General features: G+C 59.7%; 17 protein-coding genes. 11 read left to right on the top strand and 6 right to left on the bottom strand.

Annotated elements, in window-relative coordinates; genetic code table 11:
- Positions 1-50 precede the first annotated feature (50 nt).
- From topA to rpmG, 5 genes are all read left to right on the top strand, one after another.
- Positions 51-2,726, top strand: coding sequence for a type I DNA topoisomerase (gene topA, locus JNB85_RS12485; RefSeq protein ID WP_220334653.1), 2,676 nt, complete (start codon positions 51-53; stop codon positions 2,724-2,726).
- A gap of 2 nt (positions 2,727-2,728) precedes the next feature.
- Positions 2,729-5,098 carry a ribonuclease R gene (rnr, locus tag JNB85_RS12480; RefSeq protein WP_220334652.1) on the top strand — a complete coding sequence of 790 codons (2,370 nt, stop codon included), beginning with the start codon at positions 2,729-2,731 and terminating at the stop codon, positions 5,096-5,098.
- Positions 5,099-5,118: 20 nt separating this feature from the next.
- Complete coding sequence (locus JNB85_RS12475) at positions 5,119-5,571, top strand: DUF983 domain-containing protein (protein WP_220334651.1); 453 nt, start codon at positions 5,119-5,121, stop codon at positions 5,569-5,571.
- 250 nt (positions 5,572-5,821) lie between these two features.
- Positions 5,822-7,006, top strand: a complete 1,185-nt coding sequence (locus JNB85_RS12470) for an MFS transporter (RefSeq protein ID WP_220334650.1) — start codon at positions 5,822-5,824, stop codon at positions 7,004-7,006.
- Between the two features lie 93 nt (positions 7,007-7,099).
- Positions 7,100-7,267: a 50S ribosomal protein L33 gene (gene rpmG / locus JNB85_RS12465; protein WP_003587245.1), complete on the top strand. Its 168-nt coding sequence runs from the start codon at positions 7,100-7,102 to the stop codon at positions 7,265-7,267.
- 760 nt (positions 7,268-8,027) lie between these two features.
- On the opposite strand, the gene JNB85_RS12460 is transcribed toward rpmG, so the two are convergent.
- A complete protein-coding gene (locus JNB85_RS12460; RefSeq protein WP_220334649.1) occupies positions 8,028-9,401 on the bottom strand; it encodes a PleD family two-component system response regulator in 1,374 nt (457 codons plus the stop codon).
- Positions 9,402-9,419: 18 nt separating this feature from the next.
- Entirely contained in the window at positions 9,420-9,791 is a 372-nt protein-coding gene (locus JNB85_RS12455; protein WP_003547430.1) for a response regulator, read from the bottom strand.
- A 132-nt stretch (positions 9,792-9,923) separates the two neighbouring features.
- On the opposite strand from JNB85_RS12455, the gene JNB85_RS12450 reads away from it, so the two are divergent.
- Together JNB85_RS12450 and JNB85_RS12445 are read left to right on the top strand one after the other, a co-directional pair.
- Positions 9,924-10,238, top strand: coding sequence for a DUF3572 domain-containing protein (locus JNB85_RS12450; RefSeq protein ID WP_183743842.1), 315 nt, complete (start codon positions 9,924-9,926; stop codon positions 10,236-10,238).
- Positions 10,238-10,918 carry a hypothetical protein gene (locus JNB85_RS12445; protein ID WP_220334648.1) on the top strand — a complete coding sequence of 227 codons (681 nt, stop codon included), beginning with the start codon at positions 10,238-10,240 and terminating at the stop codon, positions 10,916-10,918. Before JNB85_RS12450 ends, JNB85_RS12445 begins: the two co-directional genes overlap by 1 nt.
- On the opposite strand, the gene JNB85_RS12440 is transcribed toward JNB85_RS12445, so the two are convergent.
- Positions 10,893-11,480, bottom strand: a complete 588-nt coding sequence (locus JNB85_RS12440) for a GNAT family N-acetyltransferase (protein WP_220334647.1) — start codon at positions 11,478-11,480, stop codon at positions 10,893-10,895. The genes JNB85_RS12445 and JNB85_RS12440 overlap by 26 nt on opposite strands.
- Before the next feature lie 76 nt (positions 11,481-11,556).
- On the opposite strand from JNB85_RS12440, the gene JNB85_RS12435 reads away from it, so the two are divergent.
- Positions 11,557-12,846, top strand: a complete 1,290-nt coding sequence (locus JNB85_RS12435) for a DNA polymerase IV (RefSeq protein WP_220334646.1) — start codon at positions 11,557-11,559, stop codon at positions 12,844-12,846.
- A gap of 1 nt (position 12,847) precedes the next feature.
- On the opposite strand, the gene JNB85_RS12430 is transcribed toward JNB85_RS12435, so the two are convergent.
- Entirely contained in the window at positions 12,848-14,578 is a 1,731-nt protein-coding gene (locus JNB85_RS12430) for a GNAT family N-acetyltransferase (RefSeq protein ID WP_220334645.1), read from the bottom strand.
- Positions 14,579-14,731: 153 nt separating this feature from the next.
- Between JNB85_RS12430 and JNB85_RS12425 the strand changes: the two genes are divergently transcribed.
- Positions 14,732-15,982, top strand: coding sequence for a L,D-transpeptidase family protein (locus JNB85_RS12425; protein ID WP_220334644.1), 1,251 nt, complete (start codon positions 14,732-14,734; stop codon positions 15,980-15,982).
- A 3-nt stretch (positions 15,983-15,985) separates the two neighbouring features.
- Here JNB85_RS12425 and JNB85_RS12420 read toward each other — a convergent pair whose 3' ends face one another.
- Entirely contained in the window at positions 15,986-16,417 is a 432-nt protein-coding gene (locus JNB85_RS12420; protein ID WP_220334962.1) for a winged helix-turn-helix transcriptional regulator, read from the bottom strand.
- Between the two features lie 142 nt (positions 16,418-16,559).
- On the opposite strand from JNB85_RS12420, the gene JNB85_RS12415 reads away from it, so the two are divergent.
- Positions 16,560-17,957: an MFS transporter gene (locus JNB85_RS12415; protein WP_223216486.1), complete on the top strand. Its 1,398-nt coding sequence runs from the start codon at positions 16,560-16,562 to the stop codon at positions 17,955-17,957.
- A gap of 38 nt (positions 17,958-17,995) precedes the next feature.
- Here the strand turns inward: JNB85_RS12415 and dnaE are convergent, their stop codons facing one another.
- Positions 17,996-21,481 (bottom strand): DNA polymerase III subunit alpha, encoded by a 3,486-nt coding sequence (gene dnaE / locus JNB85_RS12410; protein WP_220334642.1) that lies wholly within the window; start codon positions 21,479-21,481, stop codon positions 17,996-17,998.
- Between the two features lie 310 nt (positions 21,482-21,791).
- On the opposite strand from dnaE, the gene JNB85_RS12405 reads away from it, so the two are divergent.
- The gene (locus JNB85_RS12405) at positions 21,792-22,253 is read left to right on the top strand and encodes a DUF5680 domain-containing protein (RefSeq protein ID WP_220334641.1); all 462 of its coding nucleotides are present in this window, start codon (positions 21,792-21,794) and stop codon (positions 22,251-22,253) included.
- Position 22,254 lies beyond the last annotated feature (1 nt).

Here is a 22,254-nt window from a genome sequence, read left to right as displayed (position 1 = left end):
GTGTTGCGCCTGCTTCTTCGCCGGATCGGCATCTTTTTTAGAGAATCATCATGAATGTTGTAGTGGTGGAATCGCCTGCCAAGGCCAAGACGATCAATAAGTATCTGGGTCCAGGATACAAAGTGCTCGCCTCCTTCGGCCATGTGCGCGATCTGCCTGCCAAGGATGGATCAGTTCTTCCGGATCAGGATTTCGAAATGCTGTGGGAGGTGGATGGCGCCTCTTCCAAGCGCATGAAGGATATCGCCGACGCGGTGAAATCCTCCGATGCCCTGTTTCTTGCGACCGACCCCGATCGCGAAGGTGAGGCTATCTCCTGGCATGTGCTCGATCTTCTGAACAAGAAGCGGGTCATCAACGGCAAGCCGGTCAAGCGCGTCGTCTTCAACGCCATTACCAAGAAGGCGGTGCTCGATGCGATGGCCGATCCGCGCGATATCGATGTCCCGCTGGTTGACGCCTATCTGGCACGCCGCGCACTCGATTATCTCGTCGGCTTCAACCTCTCGCCGGTTCTCTGGCGTAAGCTGCCCGGCGCACGTTCGGCCGGCCGCGTGCAATCAGTTGCGCTGCGCCTCGTCTGCGACCGTGAATCCGAGATCGAACGTTTCATCTCCGAGGAATACTGGAATCTTTCGGCGCTCTTGAAGACGCCGCGCGGAGACGAGTTCGAAGCAAGGCTCGTTGCCGCCAATGGCAAGCGCCTGCAGCCGCGATCGATTGGCAATGGCGAGGAAGCCGGCAAGCTGAAGGCACTGCTGGAAGGCGCGAGCTATGTCGTCGAAAGCGTCGAAGCAAAGCCCGTCAAGCGCAATCCGGCACCTCCCTTCACGACCTCGACGCTGCAGCAGGCCGCATCCTCCAAGCTCGGCTTCTCGGCCTCGCGCACCATGCAGATTGCGCAGAAGCTTTATGAAGGCGTCGATATCGGCGGCGAGACCGTCGGTCTCATCACCTATATGCGTACGGACGGCGTGCAGATGGCGCCGGAAGCGATCGATGCGGCGCGGCGCGCCATCGGCGAGCAGTTCGGTGACCGATACCTGCCCGAAAAGGCGCGTTTCTATTCGACCAAGGCGAAAAATGCTCAGGAAGCGCACGAAGCGATCCGTCCGACCGATTTCAACCGCTCGCCGGATCGCGTTCGTAAGTTCCTCGATGCCGATCAGATCCGTCTCTATGACCTGATCTGGAAGCGCGGCATCGCCAGCCAGATGGCATCGGCCGAAATCGAGCGTACCACGGCTGAAATTCTTGCCGACAATAACGGTCAGAAAGCGGGCTTGCGCGCCGTCGGTTCCGTCATCCGCTTCGACGGCTTCATCGCCGCCTATACCGATCAGAAGGAGGATGGCGAGCAGAGCGACGAGGCTGACGACGAGGATGGCCGCCTGCCGGAGATCAATACACACGAAAATCTCGCCAAGCAGAAGATCAACTCCACGCAGCATTTCACCGAGCCGCCGCCGCGTTACTCGGAAGCTTCGCTGATCAAGAAGATGGAAGAGCTCGGTATCGGCCGTCCGTCGACCTATGCCGCAACGCTCGCGACACTGCGCGATCGCGACTATGTGACGATCGACAAGCGCAAGCTGATCCCGCAGGCCAAGGGGCGTCTCGTCACCGCCTTCCTCGAAAGCTTCTTCACGAAGTACGTGGAGTACGATTTTACGGCCGATCTCGAAGAGAAGCTCGACAGGATCTCGGCTGGCGAACTCAACTGGAAGCAGGTTCTTCGCGACTTCTGGAAGGATTTCTTCTCCCAGATCGAAGATACCAAGGAACTGCGCGTCACCAACGTTCTGGACTCGCTCAACGAGGCGCTGGCGCCGCTCGTTTTCCCGAAACGCGAAGACGGCAGCGATCCGCGCATCTGCCAGGTGTGCGGCACCGGCAACCTGTCGCTGAAGCTCGGCAAATACGGCGCCTTCGTCGGCTGCTCGAACTACCCGGAATGCAATTATACCCGTCAGCTCTCCTCCGAAAATGGCGGCGAGGCCGAAGGCGTTGCGCTGAACGAGCCGAAGAGCCTCGGCACCGACCCGACCACCGGCGAGGAACTGACGCTGCGTTCCGGTCGTTTTGGACCTTATATCCAGCGCGGCGACGGCAAGGATGCCAAGCGCTCCTCGCTGCCGAAGGGCTGGAAGCCCGAGGATATCGACTATGAGAAGGCGATGGCGCTGATTTCACTGCCGCGCGATATCGGCAAACATCCGGAAACCGGCAAGATGATCTCTTCCGGGCTCGGCCGCTATGGGCCGTTCCTGCTCCATGACGGCACCTATGCCAATCTGGAGAGCATCGAGGACGTCTTCTCGATCGGCCTCAACCGCGCCGTGACGCTGATTGCCGAAAAGCAGGCCAAGGCGCCGGGCGGCAGCCGCGGAACGCCGGCCGCGTTGAAGGAACTGGGCGATCATCCTGACGGCGGTGCGATCACCGTTCGCGACGGCCGCTATGGTCCCTATGTCAACTGGGGCAAGGTCAATGCGACTCTCCCCAAAGGCAAGGATCCGCAGGCCATCACCGTCGAGGAAGCGCTGGCGCTGATTGCGGAAAAGGCCGGCAAGGCGCCCGCTGCCAAGACCAAGGCTAAGACGGCTGCGAAGGCTAAGTCCGCCGCCAAGCCGAAGGCTGCGGCAGCCGAAGCCAAGACGACGAAGACCGCCGCAAAGCCGAAAGCAGCCAAGGCAAAAGCAGCGGCGAAAACGAAAAAGAGCTGAGAGTGGCCAGAGAACCGCGCGAGACTACAAGAGCCATGGGCAAGCGCCCGGGAAAGTTCGGACGCGCAAGCAGAGAAGCCGCACCCGAACCGCTGAATATCGTGCACGGCACCCTGCCGCCGCGCGAGGTCATCCTGCGTTTCATCGCCGAGCATCCGCAGAAGGCCTCCAAGCGCGAGCTTGCAAAGGCCTTCGGGCTGAAAGGTGAGAGCCGCGTCGAGCTCAAGCACCTGCTTCAGGAACTGGAGCAGGAAGGCATGCTGCAGAAGAGCCGCAAGTCTCTGATGCGGCCGGGGGCGCTGCCACCCGTCACCGTGCTCGACATTACCACCCGCGACAAGGACGGCGAGCTCATCGGCCGGCCCGCCGAATGGCCTGAGGATCAGGGTGTGGCGCCTGCTGTCGCTATCCGCCAGCAATCGCCGGCCGGCCGTCAGGGCAAGGGTAAGGCGCCTGTTGCCGGTCTCGGCGACCGCATCCTCGCCAAGATATTCCCGGCTGTCGACCGCGGCGGCCCGGCTTATACGGCTCGGATCATCAAGGTGATCGACAAGCGGCGCGGCGCGACCATGGGCGTCTTCAAGGACGCGCCGGGAGGCGCCGGACGCCTGCTGCCCATCGACCGGCGCGGTGAGGAAATGGTGATCGACCCCGATTACAAGGGCGATGCCAAGGACGGCGATCTGGTCGAGGTGGAAATTGCGCGTCTCGGCCGTTTCGGCCTGCCTCGCGCCAAAGTGCTCTCGGTCATTGGCTCTGTCGGCTCGGAAAAGGCGATCTCGATGATCGCCATTCATGCTCACGGCATTCCGCATGTCTTCCCGCCCGCCGTCATAGCCGAGGCGGATGCGGCAAAGCCTGCCACCATGTCGCATCGGGAAGACTGGCGCGATATGCCGCTGATCACCATCGACCCGGCGGATGCGAAGGATCACGACGACGCCGTCTATGCCGAGGACGACCCCTCAGAGGACAATGCCGGCGGCGTCATCGTCACCGTCGCGATTGCCGACGTCTCCTGGTATGTGCGGCCGAACTCGCCGCTCGACCGGGAAGCTTTGAAGCGCGGCAATTCCGTCTATTTCCCTGACCGCGTCGTACCGATGCTGCCCGAGCGCATCTCCAACGATCTCTGCTCGCTGAAGGAAGGCGTCGACCGCCCTGCCCTTGCCGTACGCATGGTCTTCTCGAAGGAGGGCCGCAAGATCGGCCACACCTTCCACCGCATCATGATGAAGAGTGCGGCCAAGCTCTCCTATCAGCAGGCGCAGGCGGCAATCGACGGCAAGCCCGACGACAAGACCGGCCCGATGCTGGAGCCGATCCTGAAGCCGCTGTGGCACGCTTACGAGACGATGAAGCGCGGCCGCGACCGGCGCCAGCCGCTTGAGCTCGACATGCCCGAGCGCAAGATCCTGCTGAAGCCCGACGGCACCGTCGACCGGGTCTTCGTGCCGCCGCGGCTCGATGCGCATAAACTGATCGAAGAAATGATGATCCAAGCGAACGTCTGCGCTGCCGAGACATTGGAAAAAAAGCGCCAGCCGCTGATCTACCGTATCCACGATACGCCGACGCTTGCCAAGCAGGAGGTGCTGCGCGAGTTCCTCGCTACACTCGGCATCTCGCTTGCCAAGGGCGGCAATATGCGAGCCAACAACTTCAACGGCATCCTCGCCAAGGCGGACAACACGCCGCACCAGACGATGGTCAACGAGATGGTACTGCGCTCGCAGAGCCAAGCGATCTACAGTCCTGAAAATATCGGCCATTTCGGCCTGAACCTGATGAAGTATGCGCACTTCACCTCGCCGATCCGGCGTTATGCCGACCTTATCGTGCATCGCGCGCTGGTCGGTTCACTCGGCTTCGGCGAAGGCGGCATCACGCCGGACGAAGAAGCGACGCTCGACGACATCGCCGCCGAAATCTCTACTTTCGAGCGCCGAGCGATGGCTGCAGAGCGCGAGACGGTCGATCGCCTCATCGCTCATCACCTTGCCGGCCGCGTCGGCCAGGAATTTGAGGGGCGCGTTTCAGGCGTCACCAAATCCGGCCTGTTTATCCTGCTGCCGGACTATGGCGCGGATGGTTTCATCCCTATATCTACGCTCGGCGCCGACTATTTCATCTATGATGAGGCGCATCAGGCACTGACCGGCGAAAAGACCGGTCTCGGTTATCGTCTCGGCGACGATGTAACGGTGCGGCTGGCCGAGGCGATCCCGCTTGCGGGCGCCCTGCGCTTCGAGATGCTGAGTGAGGGACGCAAGATGCCGGCGGCGGTGCGTTCCTTCCACAAGGCGGGACGGCGTGACGCAAACCGCGGCCGCAAGAAGGCAGGAACAAGGCCGCCGCGCGGGCGACGCTAGTTCCGAGAAGGGAAAGACTAATGAGCACACCGATAAACGAGGTCGTCCGCTACGGGAATACGCCCGATGTCGAGCGCTCGCTCGGACGCTCCATCATGCGCGGCATGTTGAACCGCTGTCCGGCCTGCGGGAGCGGCAAGCTGTTTCGCGCTTTTCTAAAGCCAGTTGATCACTGTGCGGCCTGCGGGGAAGCGATGTACCACCAGCGTGCCGACGATCTGCCGCCCTATCTCGTCATCCTCGTACTTGGCCACGTCGTCGTCGGAGGGTTCATGCTGACGGACATGGCGTTCGTGCTGCCGGTCTGGGTGCATCTTGCCATCTGGGCACCGGTCACCATCATCACTGCGCTCGTCTCGATCCAGCCGATCAAGGGCGCCGTCATAGGCCTGCAGTGGGCGCTGAAGATGCATGGTTTCGGCGGCCATGATGATGAACCCGACGATTACGACGTACCCGGCCGGCAAGCTTGAACACCTTCACCTTCCAGACATATTTCGCGTGTAGTGGCAGCGGCCAGAGCGCCATGGCTTGTAGCCGACTATCTGCTGAGGATCGACACGGTAATCATCTTTTGTACGGGAAAAGCTTGCACCCAAAAAATCGCCGGCGGATGCCAGAAATATTGTAAAACCCTGCCGTCACCTGGATTTGGCGCGCCTATGTCTTTCTATGTGGCATCAGACGGACGATTCGTCCGCATACCTCTCTAAGGATGGATAAATGTCTCAGCCGCGAAACGGCACATCGGGCCATGTCGAGGAGATCCATTGGCCCTCTCTGGTGGCAGCCATCTCCTCTATTTCCGCCGTCGGTATCGCCATCGGCCTGGGACTTCCTCTCCTCAGCATAATTCTCGAAAAGCGTGGCATTTCCTCTACCCTCATCGGCCTCAACACTGCCATGGCCGGGATAGCCGCAATGGCGGCAGCACCGATCACTACCAAGCTGGCACATAAGTACGGGGTGGCGCCTACCATGATGTGGGCGGTGCTGATCTCAGCGCTCAGCGCGCTTGGCTTCTACTATGCGCGGGATTTCTGGATGTGGTTCCCCCTGCGCTTCGCCTTCCACGGCGCGACGACCACCCTCTTCATCCTCTCTGAATTCTGGATCAATGCGGCCTCGCCGCCTTCCAAACGCGGCTTCGTGCTAGGCATCTACGCAACCGTTCTTTCACTCGGCTTTGCTGCCGGCCCGCTGATCTTCTCGTTGCTCGGCAGTGACGGCATCCTCCCCTTCCTGGTCGGAGCCGGCGCGATCCTGCTTGCCGCCATCCCGATCTTCATCGCCCGCTATGAAAGCCCTGTTCTGGATGAAAAGCCGGAGCTGCACTTCATGCGTTACGTCTTCCTGGTGCCCACGGCAACGGCAGCCGTCTTCATCTTCGGTGCGGTCGAAGCCGGCGGCCTCTCGCTCTTCCCGATCTTTGCAGTGCGCGCGCATTTCACCGAATCGCAGGCGGCCCTGCTGCTCACCATGATGGGCGTCGGCAACGTCATCTTCCAGATCCCGCTCGGATTGCTTTCGGACCGCGTAAAGGACAAGCGTCCCCTGCTGGCGCTGATGGCTCTGACCGGCTTCGTCGGCACGATGATGCTGCCGGTCCTCGTCGATAACTGGATTCTGATGGCCGGAATTCTGCTTTTCTGGGGCGGCTGCGTCTCCGGCCTCTACACTGTCGGACTCAGCCACCTCGGATCGCGTTTGACAGGTTCGGATCTTGCAGCGGCCAATGCGGCCTTCGTCTTCTGTTATGCCGTCGGCACAGTTGCAGGTCCCCAGGTGATCGGTGCGGCCATCGACCTTGCCGGAAACAATGGTTTTGCCTATGCAATAGCCGGTTTCTTCGGGCTTTATGCCTTGCTGGCCGGCATAAGACTGCTTTTCCTCGGAAAGCGGGCTTGACTTTTCGGGCGAGATTCGTAGTTTCGCGCCAGAATTTGCCGTGGAGCCTATCCGGCTTTCCACGGCTTTCATTTTCTTAAAGGCAGGACGACCATGGCCAAGGCTACCACCATCAAGATCAAGCTTCTGTCGACGGCCGACACCGGTTTCTTCTACGTCACGACGAAGAACAGCCGTACGATGACGGACAAGATGACGAAGACCAAGTACGACCCGATTGCCAAGAAGCATGTCGAGTTCAAGGAAACCAAGATCAAGTAATTACCTGATCTCATGGCTCTTTCAAAAAGCGCGCGCCTCCGGTTGCGCGCTTTTTGTTTGCACTGGACTTGCTGATGGCAATGTTAGCGCAAACAAAGAAAAACGCCGCCCTTCCAACTTCGGGAAGCGACGGCGTTTTTACGAAAAGGGGGTCGGCCAGCATGCAAAACGGCACGAGGAACCGTTTAAGATTGCGTACCAGCCGACCGACCCCACGACCCAGGAGATGCGGCGGACCTGAGCATCATGGGGTATCGACAGCTCCTCCATGGGAGCGTTTTCTGTTCTAAGCCGATAATTTGCGCAAAAATGAAAGAAAATCAACAAATTCTTAATGGTAAAATTCTCGGGTATGATTCTATGGTTAAAAGTCCAGTTTTGGCACGTGTAAAGGCATACCAAATCTCTTTTACCAAAAGGACAATATTTTACATCAGCAAGAATTTCAGAAATATATTACAATAATACCTCAGACCCTCCCCTTAGGTAAGGGGTTGGCGTTACGTTTTGCGAAATACGATTTACACAGGCCCGACAATCAGAATGCGACTATAGTCCGCTCTTCTTTTAGAGTTCGCCACCTCTAGCTTCCGGGAACAGGCGATGCGTGTTATCGGAAGAAACACGCTTTAAAGTCCAATTTTGGGCTATCAGGTTGAAAAACCGGCGTCTTCGTTGCGGCCAACAGAATTAAATATTCGTAAGGTTCAGCTACCCCCAGTGGATAACCGACAGCGACGCATTATGGAACGCTGTATCGTCAGGCGGCCGAGGCCACGACACGGTTTCGCCCGGTGTTCTTCGCCTTATAAAGGGCAAGGTCTGCCTGCTTCATGAGCTGGTCGGGCGTTATGACTGAGGCGATGCGCGAGGATATGCCGAAAGAGGCGGTAATATTCAGCGTTTCGCCCGATGACTTCAGCAGGAACGGCGTGCTTTCAATGGCCGCGCGCAGGCGCTCGGCAACGGCCGCGGCAATTTCCGGCGAGGTGTCCGGCATGACGACGACGAACTCCTCCCCGCCGTAGCGGCAGGCAAGATCAGCGCCGCGGACGGTTGAACGCACGCGGTTTGCGAATTCCTTCAGCACCTGGTCGCCGCCGTCATGGCCGTAGGTGTCGTTGACCTGCTTGAAGCGGTCGATATCGGTGATCAGTACCGAGAGCGGCCGGCCCCGCGCCATTGAGCGGTTGAAGAGCACGTTGAGATGGTTGTCGAGATAACGGCGGTTATTGAGACCGGTCAGCGGATCGGTGACGGCGAGTTCGATCGTTTGCTTGACGCTGGCGCGCAGGCGGTCGTTGTAGCGCTTGCGGCGGATCTGCGTCAGGCTGCGGGCGACCAGCTCGTTCGGATCGACAGGGCGCACGATATAGTCATTGACGCCTAGATCGAGCGCACGGATGACCATCTCGTCGGCCCCCTGCTCCGTGACGATCAGGATCGGCAGGAAACGAGTCCGTTCCAGCGAGCGGAACTGCGAGCAGAGCCGCAACGGATCGTATTCATCGAAATTGGCATTGACTATGACGAGTTCGAAGGCGCTCTCAGCCGCTTCAAAAAGAGCTGCCTGCGGATCGGAGATGGCGACCACGTCTGCCACGGGCTTCAGCGTCTTGATGATGCGCTCCTGCGAGTTGGCGCGGCTGTCGACCAGCAGCACCTGTCCCGCCTCGTCGACGCGTGCATCGCCGATGCGCATCAACTCGTCCAAGCCCATCGTATGGGCGCTCTCGGCACGCACGCGCAGTTCGTCACTCAGCGTCTTCAGGCGCAGCAGGCTTTTTACGCGGGAGATGAGCTGCAGGTCGTTGACGGGCTTCGTTAGAAAGTCATCGGCGCCGGCCTTCAGGCCTCGCACGCGGTCGGCCGACTGATCGAGCGCTGTGACCATGACGACAGGAATATGGGCGGTCTTCGGATTGGCCTTCAGCCGCTCGCAGACTTCGAAACCGTCAATGCCGGGCATCATGATGTCGAGCAGGATGAGATCGACTTGGTTGCGGTCGCAGATCGCCAATGCCTCGTAGCCGTCGGCAGCGGTCAGCACGTCGAAATATTCGGCCAGCAGCCGCGCTTCGAGCAGCTTCACATTTGCCGGAATATCATCAACAACCAATATTCGCGCAGTCATGAATCTTTTTCCGATGCCTCAGGCGTCGCCCAAATAAGTCTTTATCGTCTCAATGAATTTCGGAACGGAGATCGGCTTCGAGACATAGGCCTCGCAACCGCCCTGTCTGATCCGCTCCTCGTCGCCCTTCATGGCAAAGGCCGTGACGGCGATGACCGGGATCACATGCAGTTCATCATCTTCCTTCAGCCACTTAGTGACTTCGAGGCCTGAAACCTCCGGAAGCTGGATATCCATAAGAATAAGATCGGGACGATGTTTGCGCGCAAGATCAAGCGCTTCCATGCCGTTGCGGGTCTGGATCGTGGTATAGCCGGAGGCCTCGATGAGGTCGCGAAAGAGCTTCATGTTGAGCTCGTTATCTTCTACAATCATCACCTGTTTGGGCATGATCAGCTGTCCCTACGTCCGCTCTTGAAGCCAAATGTCCAGGATAAAGACATTAGCTGACAAATGGCTCCATGAAACCGATAGTGCAAGCTACCGGTATTTGGTTGAAGAAAAGGTAACTCGACCACCGCAATGCAAAGCAATTTCAAGACTTCGAAACAACTTGCGGCGACAGCAGATCCGCAAGAAACGGCTATCGCCGTCCTCGGCTGGCTTGCTAACGACCCGGATCTCTTCGGTCGCTTCCTGGCATTGACAGGGGTGGAACCGCAGCAAGTGCGCAATGCCATCAATGATCCCGGCTTTCTCGCCGGTATGCTGGATTTCCTCATGAACCATGAGCCGACGGCAATCGCCTTCTGCGAGGCGACGAACACGACGCCGGAAGCGCTGACCGCGGCATGGCGCCACTTCTCGCCGCCCGGCCTCGACTCCGGAGAATATTGATGGTGAGCGGCAGCGCCGAACTCGACATCTCGCATATCCGCCTTGGCGACAGGCCGCTTATCGTCTGCGATGTCGATGATGTGGTGCTGCAATTCATCGATCCTTTTCAGCTGTACCTCAAAAGCCTCGGCCACGAATTTCTGCCGCGCTCCTTCCGCCTTCACGGCAACGTCGTCTCGCTGGCCGACGGGCTTGCGCTTGAGGATCAGCATGTCAGCCGGCTGATCCTGGATTTCTTCGAGGCCCAGGAAAGCTGGCAGACGCCTGTCGATCCCGTCGTTTCGACGCTCGAACGTCTGTCCGATGATGCCGACGTCCTGTTCCTAACCGCGATGCCGCCGCAGTTTTCAGCCCATCGTCGTCTCCTTCTCGACAGCACCGGCCTTGCCTTCCCCTTGCTTGCCAGCGAGCAACCAAAGGGACCGATCGTGCAGGCGCTGCATGGCGGTCGCGATCTCCCGGTCATCTTTATCGATGATATGGCACGTAACCTGCATTCCGTTAGGGAACATGTGGCAGATTGCCTGCTCATCCATCTCATGCCTGACACAGCCGTTCACCGTTTCGCGCCAGCCGCTGCCGAGGATATCGCGCGAGCAAGAGACTGGCCTCATGCCGCCGAGCTCATCGATCAGCACCTTGCGGCGCACGCGATCAGGCGTGCAAATCCAGCCGCATGAGCGGCCTGCCGTCCTTGCGCCGCGCGATCGTCTCGAAACCGGCCGTATCGAAAATCGCCGTCGAGCCGATGCAAAGCGTGACGGATTTCGACTGCTTCACATAGTCGATAGGACAGGCTTCCAGCAGCCGCGCACCCTGGCTGCGAGCGTAATCGATGGCGCCAGCAAGCAATCTGTGGCTCAAGCCTTTTCCGCGCAGTTTCGGCAACAGGAAGAAACAACTAACTGCCCAGATCGAGGGATCATGAGCGTCACCCTCCTCGAGTGGCCGCGAGACCGTTCGCGGCGAATTGAACTGCGGCACGTCGTGGCGCGGCCCCACCTGCACCCAGGCCACAGGCTCGCCCTCGTTATAACAGAGAATGCCCGGCGGCGGTCCTGCCGCGATGCGGTCCTGCATATGGGTCTTACGCTCCGAAGGCTCCATCTTCGTGCGAAGGGCATATGGAAGGCGTAGCGCCACGCACCAGCAATTGTAGAAGCCGCCCTGCGGGCCGAACAGCTTTTCGAAATCGCCCCAGCGCTCAGCCGTGACAGGTTCGAAACGAAGATCGATATCCACGGCCAAGCTCTCCTCCCTCACTTGAGACTCGGAAGCTTAGGGCGTAATGTTGCAATGTTCAATCTTTGTTCTCACCATGGCGCCCGCATCTGACAAGACACCCGGCTTCTGTCGCGACTGCCTTGCCGAGCAGCGGGGAGACGCGCGCCGCTGCCATGCCTGCGGCAGCCCGCGTCTCGTGCGCCACAAAGAACTCTATGATCTTACACTCGCGCATATTGACTGCGATGCCTTCTATGCCGCTGTTGAGAAACGCGACAATCCGGAGCTTGCCGACAAGCCTGTGATCATCGGCGGCGGCAAGCGTGGTGTCGTTTCTACCGCCTGTTACATTGCTCGCATCCATGGCGTTCGCTCGGCCATGCCAATGTTCAAGGCGCTAGAGGCCTGCCCGCAGGCGATCGTTATCCATCCGGACATGGAGAAATATGTCAAGGTCGGGCGGCAGGTCCGCGCGCTGATGCAGGATCTCACGCCGCTTGTGCAGCCGCTCTCCATCGACGAGGCCTTCTTGGAACTCGGCGGCACTGAACGGCTGCATCACGATCCGCCGGCCCGCACGCTGGCGAAGTTCGCCCGCCGCGTCGAGAAGGAAATCGGCATTACCGTCTCGGTAGGTCTTTCCTATTGCAAATTCCTCGCCAAAGTCGCCTCCGATCTGCAAAAGCCGCGTGGTTTTTCGGTCATCGGGCAAGAGGAGGCAGTCGAGTTTCTGGCCCCTCGCCCGGTGACGACCATCTGGGGCGTCGGCAAGGCTCTTGCCGCGACGCTTGAGGCGGACGGCATCCGCACGATCGGCCAGTTGCAGCAAATGGAGGAGAACGACCTGATGCGCCGGTATGGCAGCATCGGCCAGCGGCTTTCCCGCCTGTCACGCGGCATCGACGATCGCGAGGTGCATATCAACGATGCCGCCAAGAGCGTTTCGGCCGAAACCACCTTTTTTGACGATATTTCACGTCATGACGATCTGGTGCCGATCCTGCGCAATCTCTCGGAAAAGGTCTCCTGGCGGCTGAAGAAGAGCGGCATTGCCGGCCAGACGGTCGTGCTGAAGATGAAGACGGCCGATTTCAAATCGCGCACCCGCAACCGGCGCCTTGAAGATCCCACACAACTGGCCGACAAGATCTTCCGCACGGGGCTCGACCTTCTGGAGAAGGAAACGGACGGTACGAAATTCCGTCTGATCGGCATCGGCGTCACCGATCTTGGCGATGCCGGCCGCGCCGACCCGCCCGATCTCATCGATCAGCAATCCGGCCGGCGCGCGGCGGCGGAAGCTGCCATGGACAAGTTGCGCGACAAGTTCGGCAAGGGCACGGTCGAAACCGGCTATACTTTCGGCGGCAAGAGCAGCAAGTAACCTACGCGGGCACGGCGCCCATTTCCTGCAGCGCCGCCTCCCTGTTCTTCGCGGCCTGCGCATAACCGGAGTCGATCGCGATGGCACGGTCATAGCTTTCGAGTGCCTCATGGTGGCGCCCCAATCGCCGTAAGACATTGCCGCGATTGTTGAGGGCGATGGCGTGGCTGGAATCGAGAGCGATTGCCCGATCGTAGCTTGCGAGCGCCTGATCGAAATTCGAAAGCAGCGCTTGGATATTGCCGCGATTGCAGTAGGCAGAGGCGGATGTTGGTTTCGCCTCGATCGCCTTGTCGACGCAGACTGCTGCGCCACGCAGATCACCTTTCTGCAACAGCAGCAATGCCAGATGCTGCAGAGAATCGAAATGATCCGGCATGACTGAGATCACGTCGCGATAGCCGGCTTCCGCCGCAGCAAGATCGCCGGCCCGATGACGTTCGACGGCTGCATTGAAATGGATTTCGGGATCACCGGTCAGCCTTGGCCGCTGCTCCGCCTCGATTGTCGCCAGCAATGATGTGGCTTGTGCATGTTTCTCGTCGACGGCCAGGATTTGCCGGCAGCAGAGTGCGGCGGCGGTCAGGTTTCCATTCCTGAAGAAATGCATCGCCTGATGCATGGCCATGCCGAGCGAGTGCGGATCAAGACGGTCGCCGATATTGCGGCCTGACAGCGTAGAGATCTGCAGCTTCTCGACGACTTGATGCTCCGATCCGAGTAGATCCTTATAGCTGTAATTGCCGGTGCCCATGTCGTAGATGCGGTAGCCATTCTCGATCGCCCAGCGCAGATTGTAGCAATGGAGCATGAAGCCCGGGCTGAGCGAGCGGCGGAAGGTCAGGTCGCGGCTTCCAAGGAAGCACATCATCGACTTGCGGTGGGGATCCAGGAAGATGATGAAAATACCAACCGGCTTGTCCTGATGCCAGAGGATCGGCATGAAGACCGTGCCGTGCTCGATGCAGGCCGGCAGCATATGACGGCTGCTGTCGAGAATGAACTTTCCGTAGCGCGGCTGGCGCTCGCCCCATTGCAGGTTCCACATCTCATAGAAGAGCGCGAGGTCACGCTCCATCGTCTCGGGGGTGGCGTGGGTGATGCGCAGTTCGTTTTGCGGGGCGACGAGATCGCGCAGCGCTTTTCGCGCATTACGGCGCGTCTGCGGACCGAAACGTTCAACGACGAAGGTCTCGAAATCATCGCTGAGCGGCACATAGACATAGACGTCGTGGTCGATGTTTTCGCCGACCGAGGTGATATGCGCCCGGCGAGCGACCTTTCTTTTTGAAAATTCGGAAGCCGGAAAAGCTTCGAGAAATGCTTTCAGCCTCTCCTCTGACATATAGACATCGTCGAGGTCGAGATGTTTCCAGTTGAAGGTCTGCAGGCAATCGGCAAAGGCGCTGAGCGCCGCTTCGGCATCTTCCGGACGTGTCAGGAGACCGTTATAGCCGGCATAGGGCGTGCCGCCGAGCCGCAGGATATTGACGAGGCCCTGCCCTTCCTCGAATTCGACATGCAGCTGGATGGGCAGGAAAGCGACGTAGCGCTCGTCCTCCTCCTGCCGCTTGACTGCGAGAACGAACCACGAAGCGCGCCGCTCGAGCCACTTGGCGATCCAGTGCCAGGAGAGGAAGTAGTTCCCCTCCGGATCCGCAGCGTATACCTCGTTCCAATTGTCATTCAGGGCATGCAGATCATCGAACGCAGAAACAATATCGACATGCATTTCCAAGTCCCCCCCGAGACTTCCAGTATTTTAGATTTGCATAAAATTGAATACCCCACAATCTCGTGATCAAAGCGCCGCAGCGTATTCAAGCCTTCGTTAAACTTCGCGTGCTTAACTCGCGTCGTTTTTGTGCATGTGGTGTATTGCGTCATGTCTGTGCGTGTAAGCGTCCTTATCGGGTTGCTGTCGGCAACCGCTCTTGTCCATCCGGCTCTTGCAGCAGACGCGCGCACGCTGCAGATTTTCGTGTCCAAGGATAAGCAGTCGCTGGCCGTCTATGATGGTGCGGAGGTCGTGGCGACCTCCAAGATCTCGAGCGGCAAAGACGGACACACGACCCCGAGCGGCATCTTCTCCGTCATCGAAAAGCAGAAGTACCACGAATCCAACATCTATTCGAACGCACCGATGCCCTTCATGCAGCGCCTGACATGGTCCGGCATCGCGCTGCATGAGTCTAATTCCGTGCCGCGCTATCCGGCCTCGCATGGCTGCGTGCGCATGCCGGGCGCCTTTGCGAAATCGCTCTACAAGATGACCGAGATGGGCGTGCCAGTCATCATCACCGACAGCGAGCTGACACCGGAGCCTATCGACCATCCGACCCTGTTCCGCCCCGATCGGCCCGAACCGGCACCGCTGCTTTCGGACGTGGAACTGCGGCCCGCCATCGGTGATGCGAAGACGCAGGTGCAAGTCGCTATGAACGATACGACGGCTGCCCTGCCGATACCGCAGTTGCAGCCGCTGGCACCGGCTGCCGAGACCTCGCCGATCAGCATGCTGATGACGCGCAGGACGCTGCGTGAAAATGTCGTCGATATCCAGACCCTACTGAACCAGCTCGGCTTTGCCGCCGGCGAACCTGATGGGCTGGCCGGCCCTGCCACCGTTCAGGCCATCAATGCCTTCAAGGCGCTGCGGCCGACGGAATTTGCCCGTGACAAGGGCCTGATCACGGATACTCTCCTTAGGGAAGTTTACGCTGCGGCAGGCAAAGGCGAACCTCCGAATGGCGTCATCATGGTGCGTCAGGATTTCAAGCCGCTCTTCGAGGCCCCCATTAGCATCACCGATCCAGGCCTTGCTCTCGGCACGCATTTCTTCTCGCTGCATTCGGTCGATGAGGCGGCGGGCACGGCGGATTGGCTGGGCGTAACGCTGGAAAACAAACTGTCCCGCGAGACGGTGAAGCGGCTCGGCATCGTCAATCAGGAAAGCTCGGTCATCAGCGGCCGCCCAATCGCCAGAGCACTCAGCCGCATCTCAATGTCCGACGAAACCCGCCACCGGATCGACGCGCTGATCTCGCCCGGCTCGACTCTGACAATATCAGATACAGGGGTCGGCTCCGAAACCGGTGACGGCACGGAATTCATCACCATCACGCGCGAGAGCTAAGGCCTACCAAAGCTTCTCGCTGGCACGCTCGTCGTAGCGTCGGCGGGCAGCGATGATCTTCGCCTGGTTCGTCTCGGTCCAGACGACAAGCGCTTTGATCGTGTCGTGCAACGTGCAACCGAGCTCCGTCAGCGCGTAATCGACCCTTGGCGGCACCACGGGATAGACCGTTCGCTCGATCAGCCCGTCTCGCTCGAGCTGACGCAATGTCGTTGTCAACATGCGCTGGCTGATGCCGTCTATGCTTTTGCGCAATTCAGTAAATCGCAGCGTGCGTTTTTCGAGCAGAGCGATGACCAGCAGCGACCATTTATCGGCAATGCGATCGAGGATCTGGCGCACCTCGCACTCCCCCCGCGCATCCCATTGATGGATGTCGTAATCGCGGTCGGTGCTGCAGCAGTCACTCGGTGAGTTTGAAGTGCCTTCTTCCATGGGTTCGAACAATGCCCTACCTTTTCCTTGGTTACAATAGGGAACCGAGGATCGATATGTAACCATCTTCGCTCTTCCCTGCTTCACGGACAAGGAATTCATGATGTCTACAAGTCCTCCCCTGACAGCGGAGAGTGGAAGAATGGGCGCCGGTGCCGCCGGCATGCTGGCAGTGCTCTGCGGCGCGATCTTTCTCGAAGGCGTCGATGCGGCCATGCTCAATATCGCGCTTCCCTCGATCCGGGCCGAACTCGGCCTTTCGACCACCACGCTGAGCGCCGTGGTTTCGGCCTATGTACTTGCCTATGCCGGGCTTATGCTGCTCGGCGGGCGCGTTGCCGATATCTACGGCAAGCGCAAGGTCTTCCTGACGGCGCTGGCCGTCTTCCTGCTGTTCTCAGGCCTCGGCGGCTTTGCGACCGAAGGATGGATGCTGCTGACGGCTCGCTTCGTGACGGGTGCAGCGGCAGCCTTCATGACGCCCGCCGGCCTTGCGCTCATCAGTGGCAGCTTTCCCGAGGGATTGCAGCGCAACAGGGCGGTGCTGATCTATGCCGGTACGGCATCTGCTGGCTTCTCGCTCGGCCTCGTGATTGGCGGGCTTCTGTCCGCCGTTGGCTGGCGATGGGTATTCTTCGCGCCGGTCATCGTCTCCGCCATCCTGCTCGTTGCCGGCCTGAAACTGATCGTAGAGAATAAGGAGAGCATTGCGCCGCGCCAGAGGTTCGATATTGCGGGTGCGGTGACCCTGACCGGCGCCATGCTGCTTGCCGCGTATACGCTGACCCGGCTGGAACATGCCACCGGTGAACTAAGCTGGACGATTGCGACAGCGGGCGCGAGCGCGGTGCTCTGGCTCGCCTTCATTCTCATCGAACGCACTTCGCGTGCGCCGCTGATGCGGCTCGGGATCTTCCGGTCTGCTTCCCTGGTGCGATCCAACCTCGGAGCGATGCTCTTCACCGGCGCCTTCTTCGGCTTCCAGTTCATCGTCTCGCTCTACCTGCAGGAATTGCTCGGCTGGTCCGCCTTCGAAACCAGCCTCGCCCTCATCGTCATCGGGATGGATGCCATTCTGGCACCGTTGCTGACGCCCCTGCTCGTCGAGCGTTTCGGCAATGGACGCGTGGTGCTTGGCGGCTTTGCCTTTGCCGTGGCGGGCTACGCGCTCTTCCTCGGCATGGGGCTCGACTGGACCTACGCGGCCATGCTGCCGTCGACGATCCTGCTCGGCCTTGCCTTCTCGCTCGGCTACGGCCCTCTGACGATCATTGCGACCGAAGGTATTGCCGAAAACGAACAGGGACTGGCAAGCGGGCTGGTGAATACGTCGTTCCAGTTCGGCGCAGCACTTGGCCTTTCCGCCGTCAGCGCCGTCGGCACTTTGGCGCTCGGCGATGGAGACAGTCCGTCCGAACGGCTGGAAGCGCTGCGCACCGCCTTGCTGATACCGGTCGCAGCAACGGCGATCGGCATGATCATCATGAGCTTCGGCAGAAGCCGCTGCGCGGATGCATCGTGCCGGCTGCAGGCCGGCTGAAAAGAGGGCAACCGTCGTAATGCCGGTTGCCGTTTTCGTTAGACGAGTTCGACGTCGACGACACCAGGAGCAGCCCGCAAGGCGGCGGCGATCTCCGGCGTGATGCGGTATTTGTCCTGCAGCACGACTTCGACCTCGCGCTTGCCCTCCTCCTTGATCACGATGAAGGAGACCAGGCCATCGCCTTTGGCATTCAGGTGCGCGGCAACGGCACGCAGCGGGCCGGAGTCGCGCACATAGACCCGCAATGCCTTCTGCATCTGCAGCGACTTTTCCTCCAGCGACTGGATTGTCTGCAGACGTAGGCTGACGCCCTCCGGCCTCTCTTCGCCGATCGCGGTGATGACGAAGGATTTTCCGGGTTCCAGCACGTCACGATACTGGTTCAGCATTTCGGAGAAGAGCACAGCTTCGTACTGGCCGGAGGAATCCGAGAAGACGATGATGCCCATCTTGTTGCCGGTGCGCGTCTTACGCTCCTGCTTGGAAATGACGGTGCCTGCCAGTCGCCCGTTCGCAGCGCCCTGCTTCACCGCCGTCGAGAAATCCGCAAAGGTTTGTACGCGCATCTTCTGCAGGATGTTGTTGTAGCTGTCGAGCGGATGGGCGGTCAGGTAGAAGCCCAGGACCTGGAATTCCTTGAGCAGCCGCTCCGAGGCAAGCCAGGGCGAGAACGGCGGCAGGGCGATCTTTTCCGGCCCTGAGGAGAGCGCTCCGCCGAAGATATCGGACTGGCCGCTGAGCTTGTTTTCCTGGGCGCGCTGCGCATAGCCGAGCACGCGGTCGAGACCGGCCGAAAGTTGGGCACGATCCAGGTTGAAGCAATCGAAGGCGCCGGCATAGATCAGGCTTTCCAGCACGCGGCGGTTCACCTGACGCGGATCGATGCGCAGGCAGAAATCCTCAATGCTGGCAAAGGGCTTGTCGCCGCGCATTTCGACGATGTGATCGACCGCGGATTCGCCGACGCCCTTAAGAGCTGCGAGCGCGTAATAGATCCGGTTATCGCCGGTCTGGAAATGCCGAAACGATGTCTGAACGGAGGGTGCAATCACCTCGATGCCCAGGCGCTTGGCATCCTGGCGGAAGTCGTTGACCTTTTCCGTGTTCGACATATCGAGCGTCATCGACGCGGCCAGGAACTCGACCGGATAATGCGCCTTCATATAGGCCGTCTGATAGGAGACGATGGCATAGGCGGCGGCGTGCGATTTGTTGAAACCGTAGTTTGCGAACTTTGCCAAGAGTTCAAAGATGTTGTCGGCCTGCGGCTTCGACACGCCGTTCTTGACCGCGCCGTCGACAAAGCGTTCGCGCTGCTGGTCCATTTCAGCCTTGATCTTCTTGCCCATGGCGCGGCGCAGAAGATCGGCTTCGCCGAGCGAATAGCCCGACAGGACCTGGGCGATCTGCATCACCTGCTCCTGGTAGACGATCACGCCCTGCGTTTCCTTGAGCAGATGGTCGATCATCGGATGGATCGATTCCAGTTCCTCGTCGCCATGCTTGCGGGCATTGTAGGTCGGGATGTTTTCCATCGGACCCGGACGATAAAGCGCGACCAACGCGATAATGTCTTCGATGCAGTCCGGCTTCATGCCGATCAGCGCCTTTCGCATGCCGGCACTTTCCACCTGGAACACGCCGACCGTTTCACCGCGCGACAGCATCTCATAGGTCTTCTTGTCGTCGAGCGGGATCTTGGCGAGATCCACCTCGATGCCACGCTTCTTGCAAAAATCGACGGCGACCTTGAGCACGGTTAGCGTCTTCAGGCCGAGGAAGTCGAACTTCACGAGGCCGGCCTGCTCCACCCACTTCATGTTGAACTGGGTGACCGGCATATCGGAACGCGGATCGCGATACATGGGCACGAGCTTCGACAGCGGGCGGTCGCCGATCACGATGCCGGCGGCGTGGGTCGAAGCGTGGCGGTAGAGGCCTTCGATCTTCTGGGCGATGTCCAGAAGGCGGGCAACGACCGGTTCCCTGGCCGCCTCTTCCTGTAGCTTCGGCTCTTCCTCGATCGCCTTGGATAGAGGCGTAGGATTTGCCGGATTGTTCGGCACCAGCTTGCAGATCTTGTCGACCTGGCCGTAGGGCATTTCCAGGACACGGCCGACGTCGCGAAGGGCGGCGCGCGCCTGGAGCGAACCGAAAGTAATGATCTGCGCCACCTGCTCGCGCCCATATTTACGCTGCACGTAACGGATCACCTCTTCACGGCGGTCCTGGCAGAAGTCGATATCGAAGTCCGGCATCGAGACGCGCTCCGGATTGAGGAAGCGTTCGAAGAGCAGCGAGAAACGCAGCGGATCGACGTCGGTGATGGTCAATGCATAGGCGACCAGCGAACCCGCACCCGAACCGCGGCCAGGACCGACGGGAATGTCATTCTGCTTGGCCCACTTGATGAAGTCCGCAACGATGAGGAAGTAGCCGGGGAACTTCATCCGCTCGATGACGCTGAGCTCGAATTCCAGCCGCTCGCGGTAATCCTTCTCCTCGTAACCTGCGGACATGCCGAGCGTGGCGAGGCGCATGTCGAGCCCCTCCTGTGCCTGGCGGCGGAGTTCGAGCGCCTCGGCGCGTTCGGCCTCTTCAGGATCGTCCGTGGCGCCGGTGAAGCGCGGCAGGATCGGCTTGCGGGTCTTCAGAACGAAGGAGCAGCGCCGGGCGATCTCGACGGTATTTTCCAATGCTTCCGGCAGATCGGCGAAGAGCTTTTCCATCTCCGCACGGCTCTTCAGGTAGTGATCGGGGGAGAGACGGAAACGGCTATCGTCGGAAACAATGGCGTTGTGGGCGACCGCCATCAGCGCGTCGTGGGCGTCATAATCGTCGCGTGTCGGGAAGAAGGCTTCATTGGTCGCGACCAGCGGCAGGTCGTGCTTGTAGGCGAGGCCGACGATTTTCTGTTCGTGCCGCTTGTCGTAAGTGCCGTGCCGCTGCAGTTCGACATAAAGCCGGTCCCCGAAGATGCGCTTCAGCGTCAGCAGCCGCGTCTCCGCAGCGGCGGCGTGGCTGTCCTTGAGCGGCATGTCGATCGGCCCGGTCGAGGCACCCGTCAGCGCTATCAGGCCTTCCGTGCCGATCTCATCCAGCCACGAGGCGCGGATGTGAATTGTCGAATTGCCTTCGCCGCCGAGATAGGCACGGCTGACAAGGTCGACCAGCCGCTCGTAGCCCGCATCCGTCGCAGACAGAAGCACGATGGAAGGCAGCTTGACCAGCGCCTGCTGGCCTCCCCGCTTTTCGGTTTCGAGGCCGTCTTCCATGTCGATCGACACCTGACAACCGATGATCGGTTGCAGCCCCTCATCCATCGCCTTCTGGGAAAACTCCAGGGCGACGAAGAGATTGTTGGTATCAGTGATGGCAATGGCCGGCTGATTGTCGCCGGCTGCCTTATAGAGGATCTTCTTGAGCGGCAACGCGCCTTCGAGCAGCGAATAAGCAGAGTGGACCCTCAAATGGACGAAGCCCGGCTTTCCGCCGATCGCACCCTGCTCCGCTTCCGCCATGACATGCCCTTCCAACTGCTTCAATGAAGAATGCGCATTGTCGGCATTTAAGGCGATTCTGTCCAGAAAAGTCCTGCTTCGGGACCGCATGGCTGCCACGCGATCCCCTGAATTCTTACATTGCCATAACGATTAGCGAGAAGCTGGCAACGAACATTGCGATGGAGGTGAATGCTGCGATATCACGGATCATGTCAGTCATTTGGCTCTCCTTGCTCTTATGTTTTTAGTTTGTTCCATGTATGTTCTGTTGTCAACAGGATTCCATCCCGCTTCTGCGGGACATGGTTAACATCGGAGCAGAGGGACTATGAACGTTCTGGAACTCAATAGCTTCATTGTCGAAGCCAAATCGCGGACATATGTTGCCGGCGCCAAGGCGCAGCCTTCCTATCGGATCGGCGCTCATGACCTCAGCTATAAGCGCGACATCTGGCGCTATCTCGACAGCTATTTCGGCGGTACGGATTTTGCCGGTCAGGAAGTCGTGTGGCTGGAGGAAAAACCAGTCTGGGCAATGAACTATTTCGGGCGGATCATCGAGCCCGATATCATCGACGGAACTGTCGCCGGCGCGATCATTAGCGCCGCGCTGTCACACCTCTACAAGCAGGGCCGCTTCCTTGGCGGCATGATCTTCGATCATTCGCTGGGGCGCTATGTCGATAGGAGCGAAGGCGATTGCACACATTTCCACGGCCACGAATTCATTCTCGTGGATGGCCAAAAGGCCTATGAGCTCGATTATCGCGGCGGGCTGATTATCCCCTGAT

This window comes from Rhizobium mesosinicum, from assembly GCF_019511345.1.
Classification (GTDB): domain Bacteria; phylum Pseudomonadota; class Alphaproteobacteria; order Rhizobiales; family Rhizobiaceae; genus Rhizobium; species Rhizobium mesosinicum.
This window is presented reverse-complemented; position numbering and strand designations above follow the sequence as displayed.

Excerpts from the sequence above, each read along its gene's own strand:
- JNB85_RS12435 (WP_220334646.1), top strand. The coding sequence starts at position 11,557 with ATGGCGCCCGCATCTGACAAGACACCCGGCTTCTGTCGCGACTGCCTT.
- topA (WP_220334653.1), top strand. The coding sequence starts at position 51 with ATGAATGTTGTAGTGGTGGAATCGCCTGCCAAGGCCAAGACGATCAAT.
- JNB85_RS12450 (WP_183743842.1), top strand. The coding sequence starts at position 9,924 with ATGCAAAGCAATTTCAAGACTTCGAAACAACTTGCGGCGACAGCAGAT.
- JNB85_RS12425 (WP_220334644.1), top strand. The coding sequence starts at position 14,732 with ATGTCTGTGCGTGTAAGCGTCCTTATCGGGTTGCTGTCGGCAACCGCT.
- dnaE (WP_220334642.1), bottom strand. The coding sequence starts at position 21,481 with ATGGCGGAAGCGGAGCAGGGTGCGATCGGCGGAAAGCCGGGCTTCGTC.
- JNB85_RS12470 (WP_220334650.1), top strand. The coding sequence starts at position 5,822 with ATGTCTCAGCCGCGAAACGGCACATCGGGCCATGTCGAGGAGATCCAT.
- JNB85_RS12405 (WP_220334641.1), top strand. The coding sequence starts at position 21,792 with ATGAACGTTCTGGAACTCAATAGCTTCATTGTCGAAGCCAAATCGCGG.
- JNB85_RS12475 (WP_220334651.1), top strand. The coding sequence starts at position 5,119 with ATGAGCACACCGATAAACGAGGTCGTCCGCTACGGGAATACGCCCGAT.
- rpmG (WP_003587245.1), top strand. The coding sequence starts at position 7,100 with ATGGCCAAGGCTACCACCATCAAGATCAAGCTTCTGTCGACGGCCGAC.
- JNB85_RS12420 (WP_220334962.1), bottom strand. The coding sequence starts at position 16,417 with ATGGAAGAAGGCACTTCAAACTCACCGAGTGACTGCTGCAGCACCGAC.
- JNB85_RS12445 (WP_220334648.1), top strand. The coding sequence starts at position 10,238 with ATGGTGAGCGGCAGCGCCGAACTCGACATCTCGCATATCCGCCTTGGC.
- JNB85_RS12460 (WP_220334649.1), bottom strand. The coding sequence starts at position 9,401 with ATGACTGCGCGAATATTGGTTGTTGATGATATTCCGGCAAATGTGAAG.
- JNB85_RS12415 (WP_223216486.1), top strand. The coding sequence starts at position 16,560 with ATGGGCGCCGGTGCCGCCGGCATGCTGGCAGTGCTCTGCGGCGCGATC.
- JNB85_RS12455 (WP_003547430.1), bottom strand. The coding sequence starts at position 9,791 with ATGCCCAAACAGGTGATGATTGTAGAAGATAACGAGCTCAACATGAAG.
- JNB85_RS12430 (WP_220334645.1), bottom strand. The coding sequence starts at position 14,578 with ATGCATGTCGATATTGTTTCTGCGTTCGATGATCTGCATGCCCTGAAT.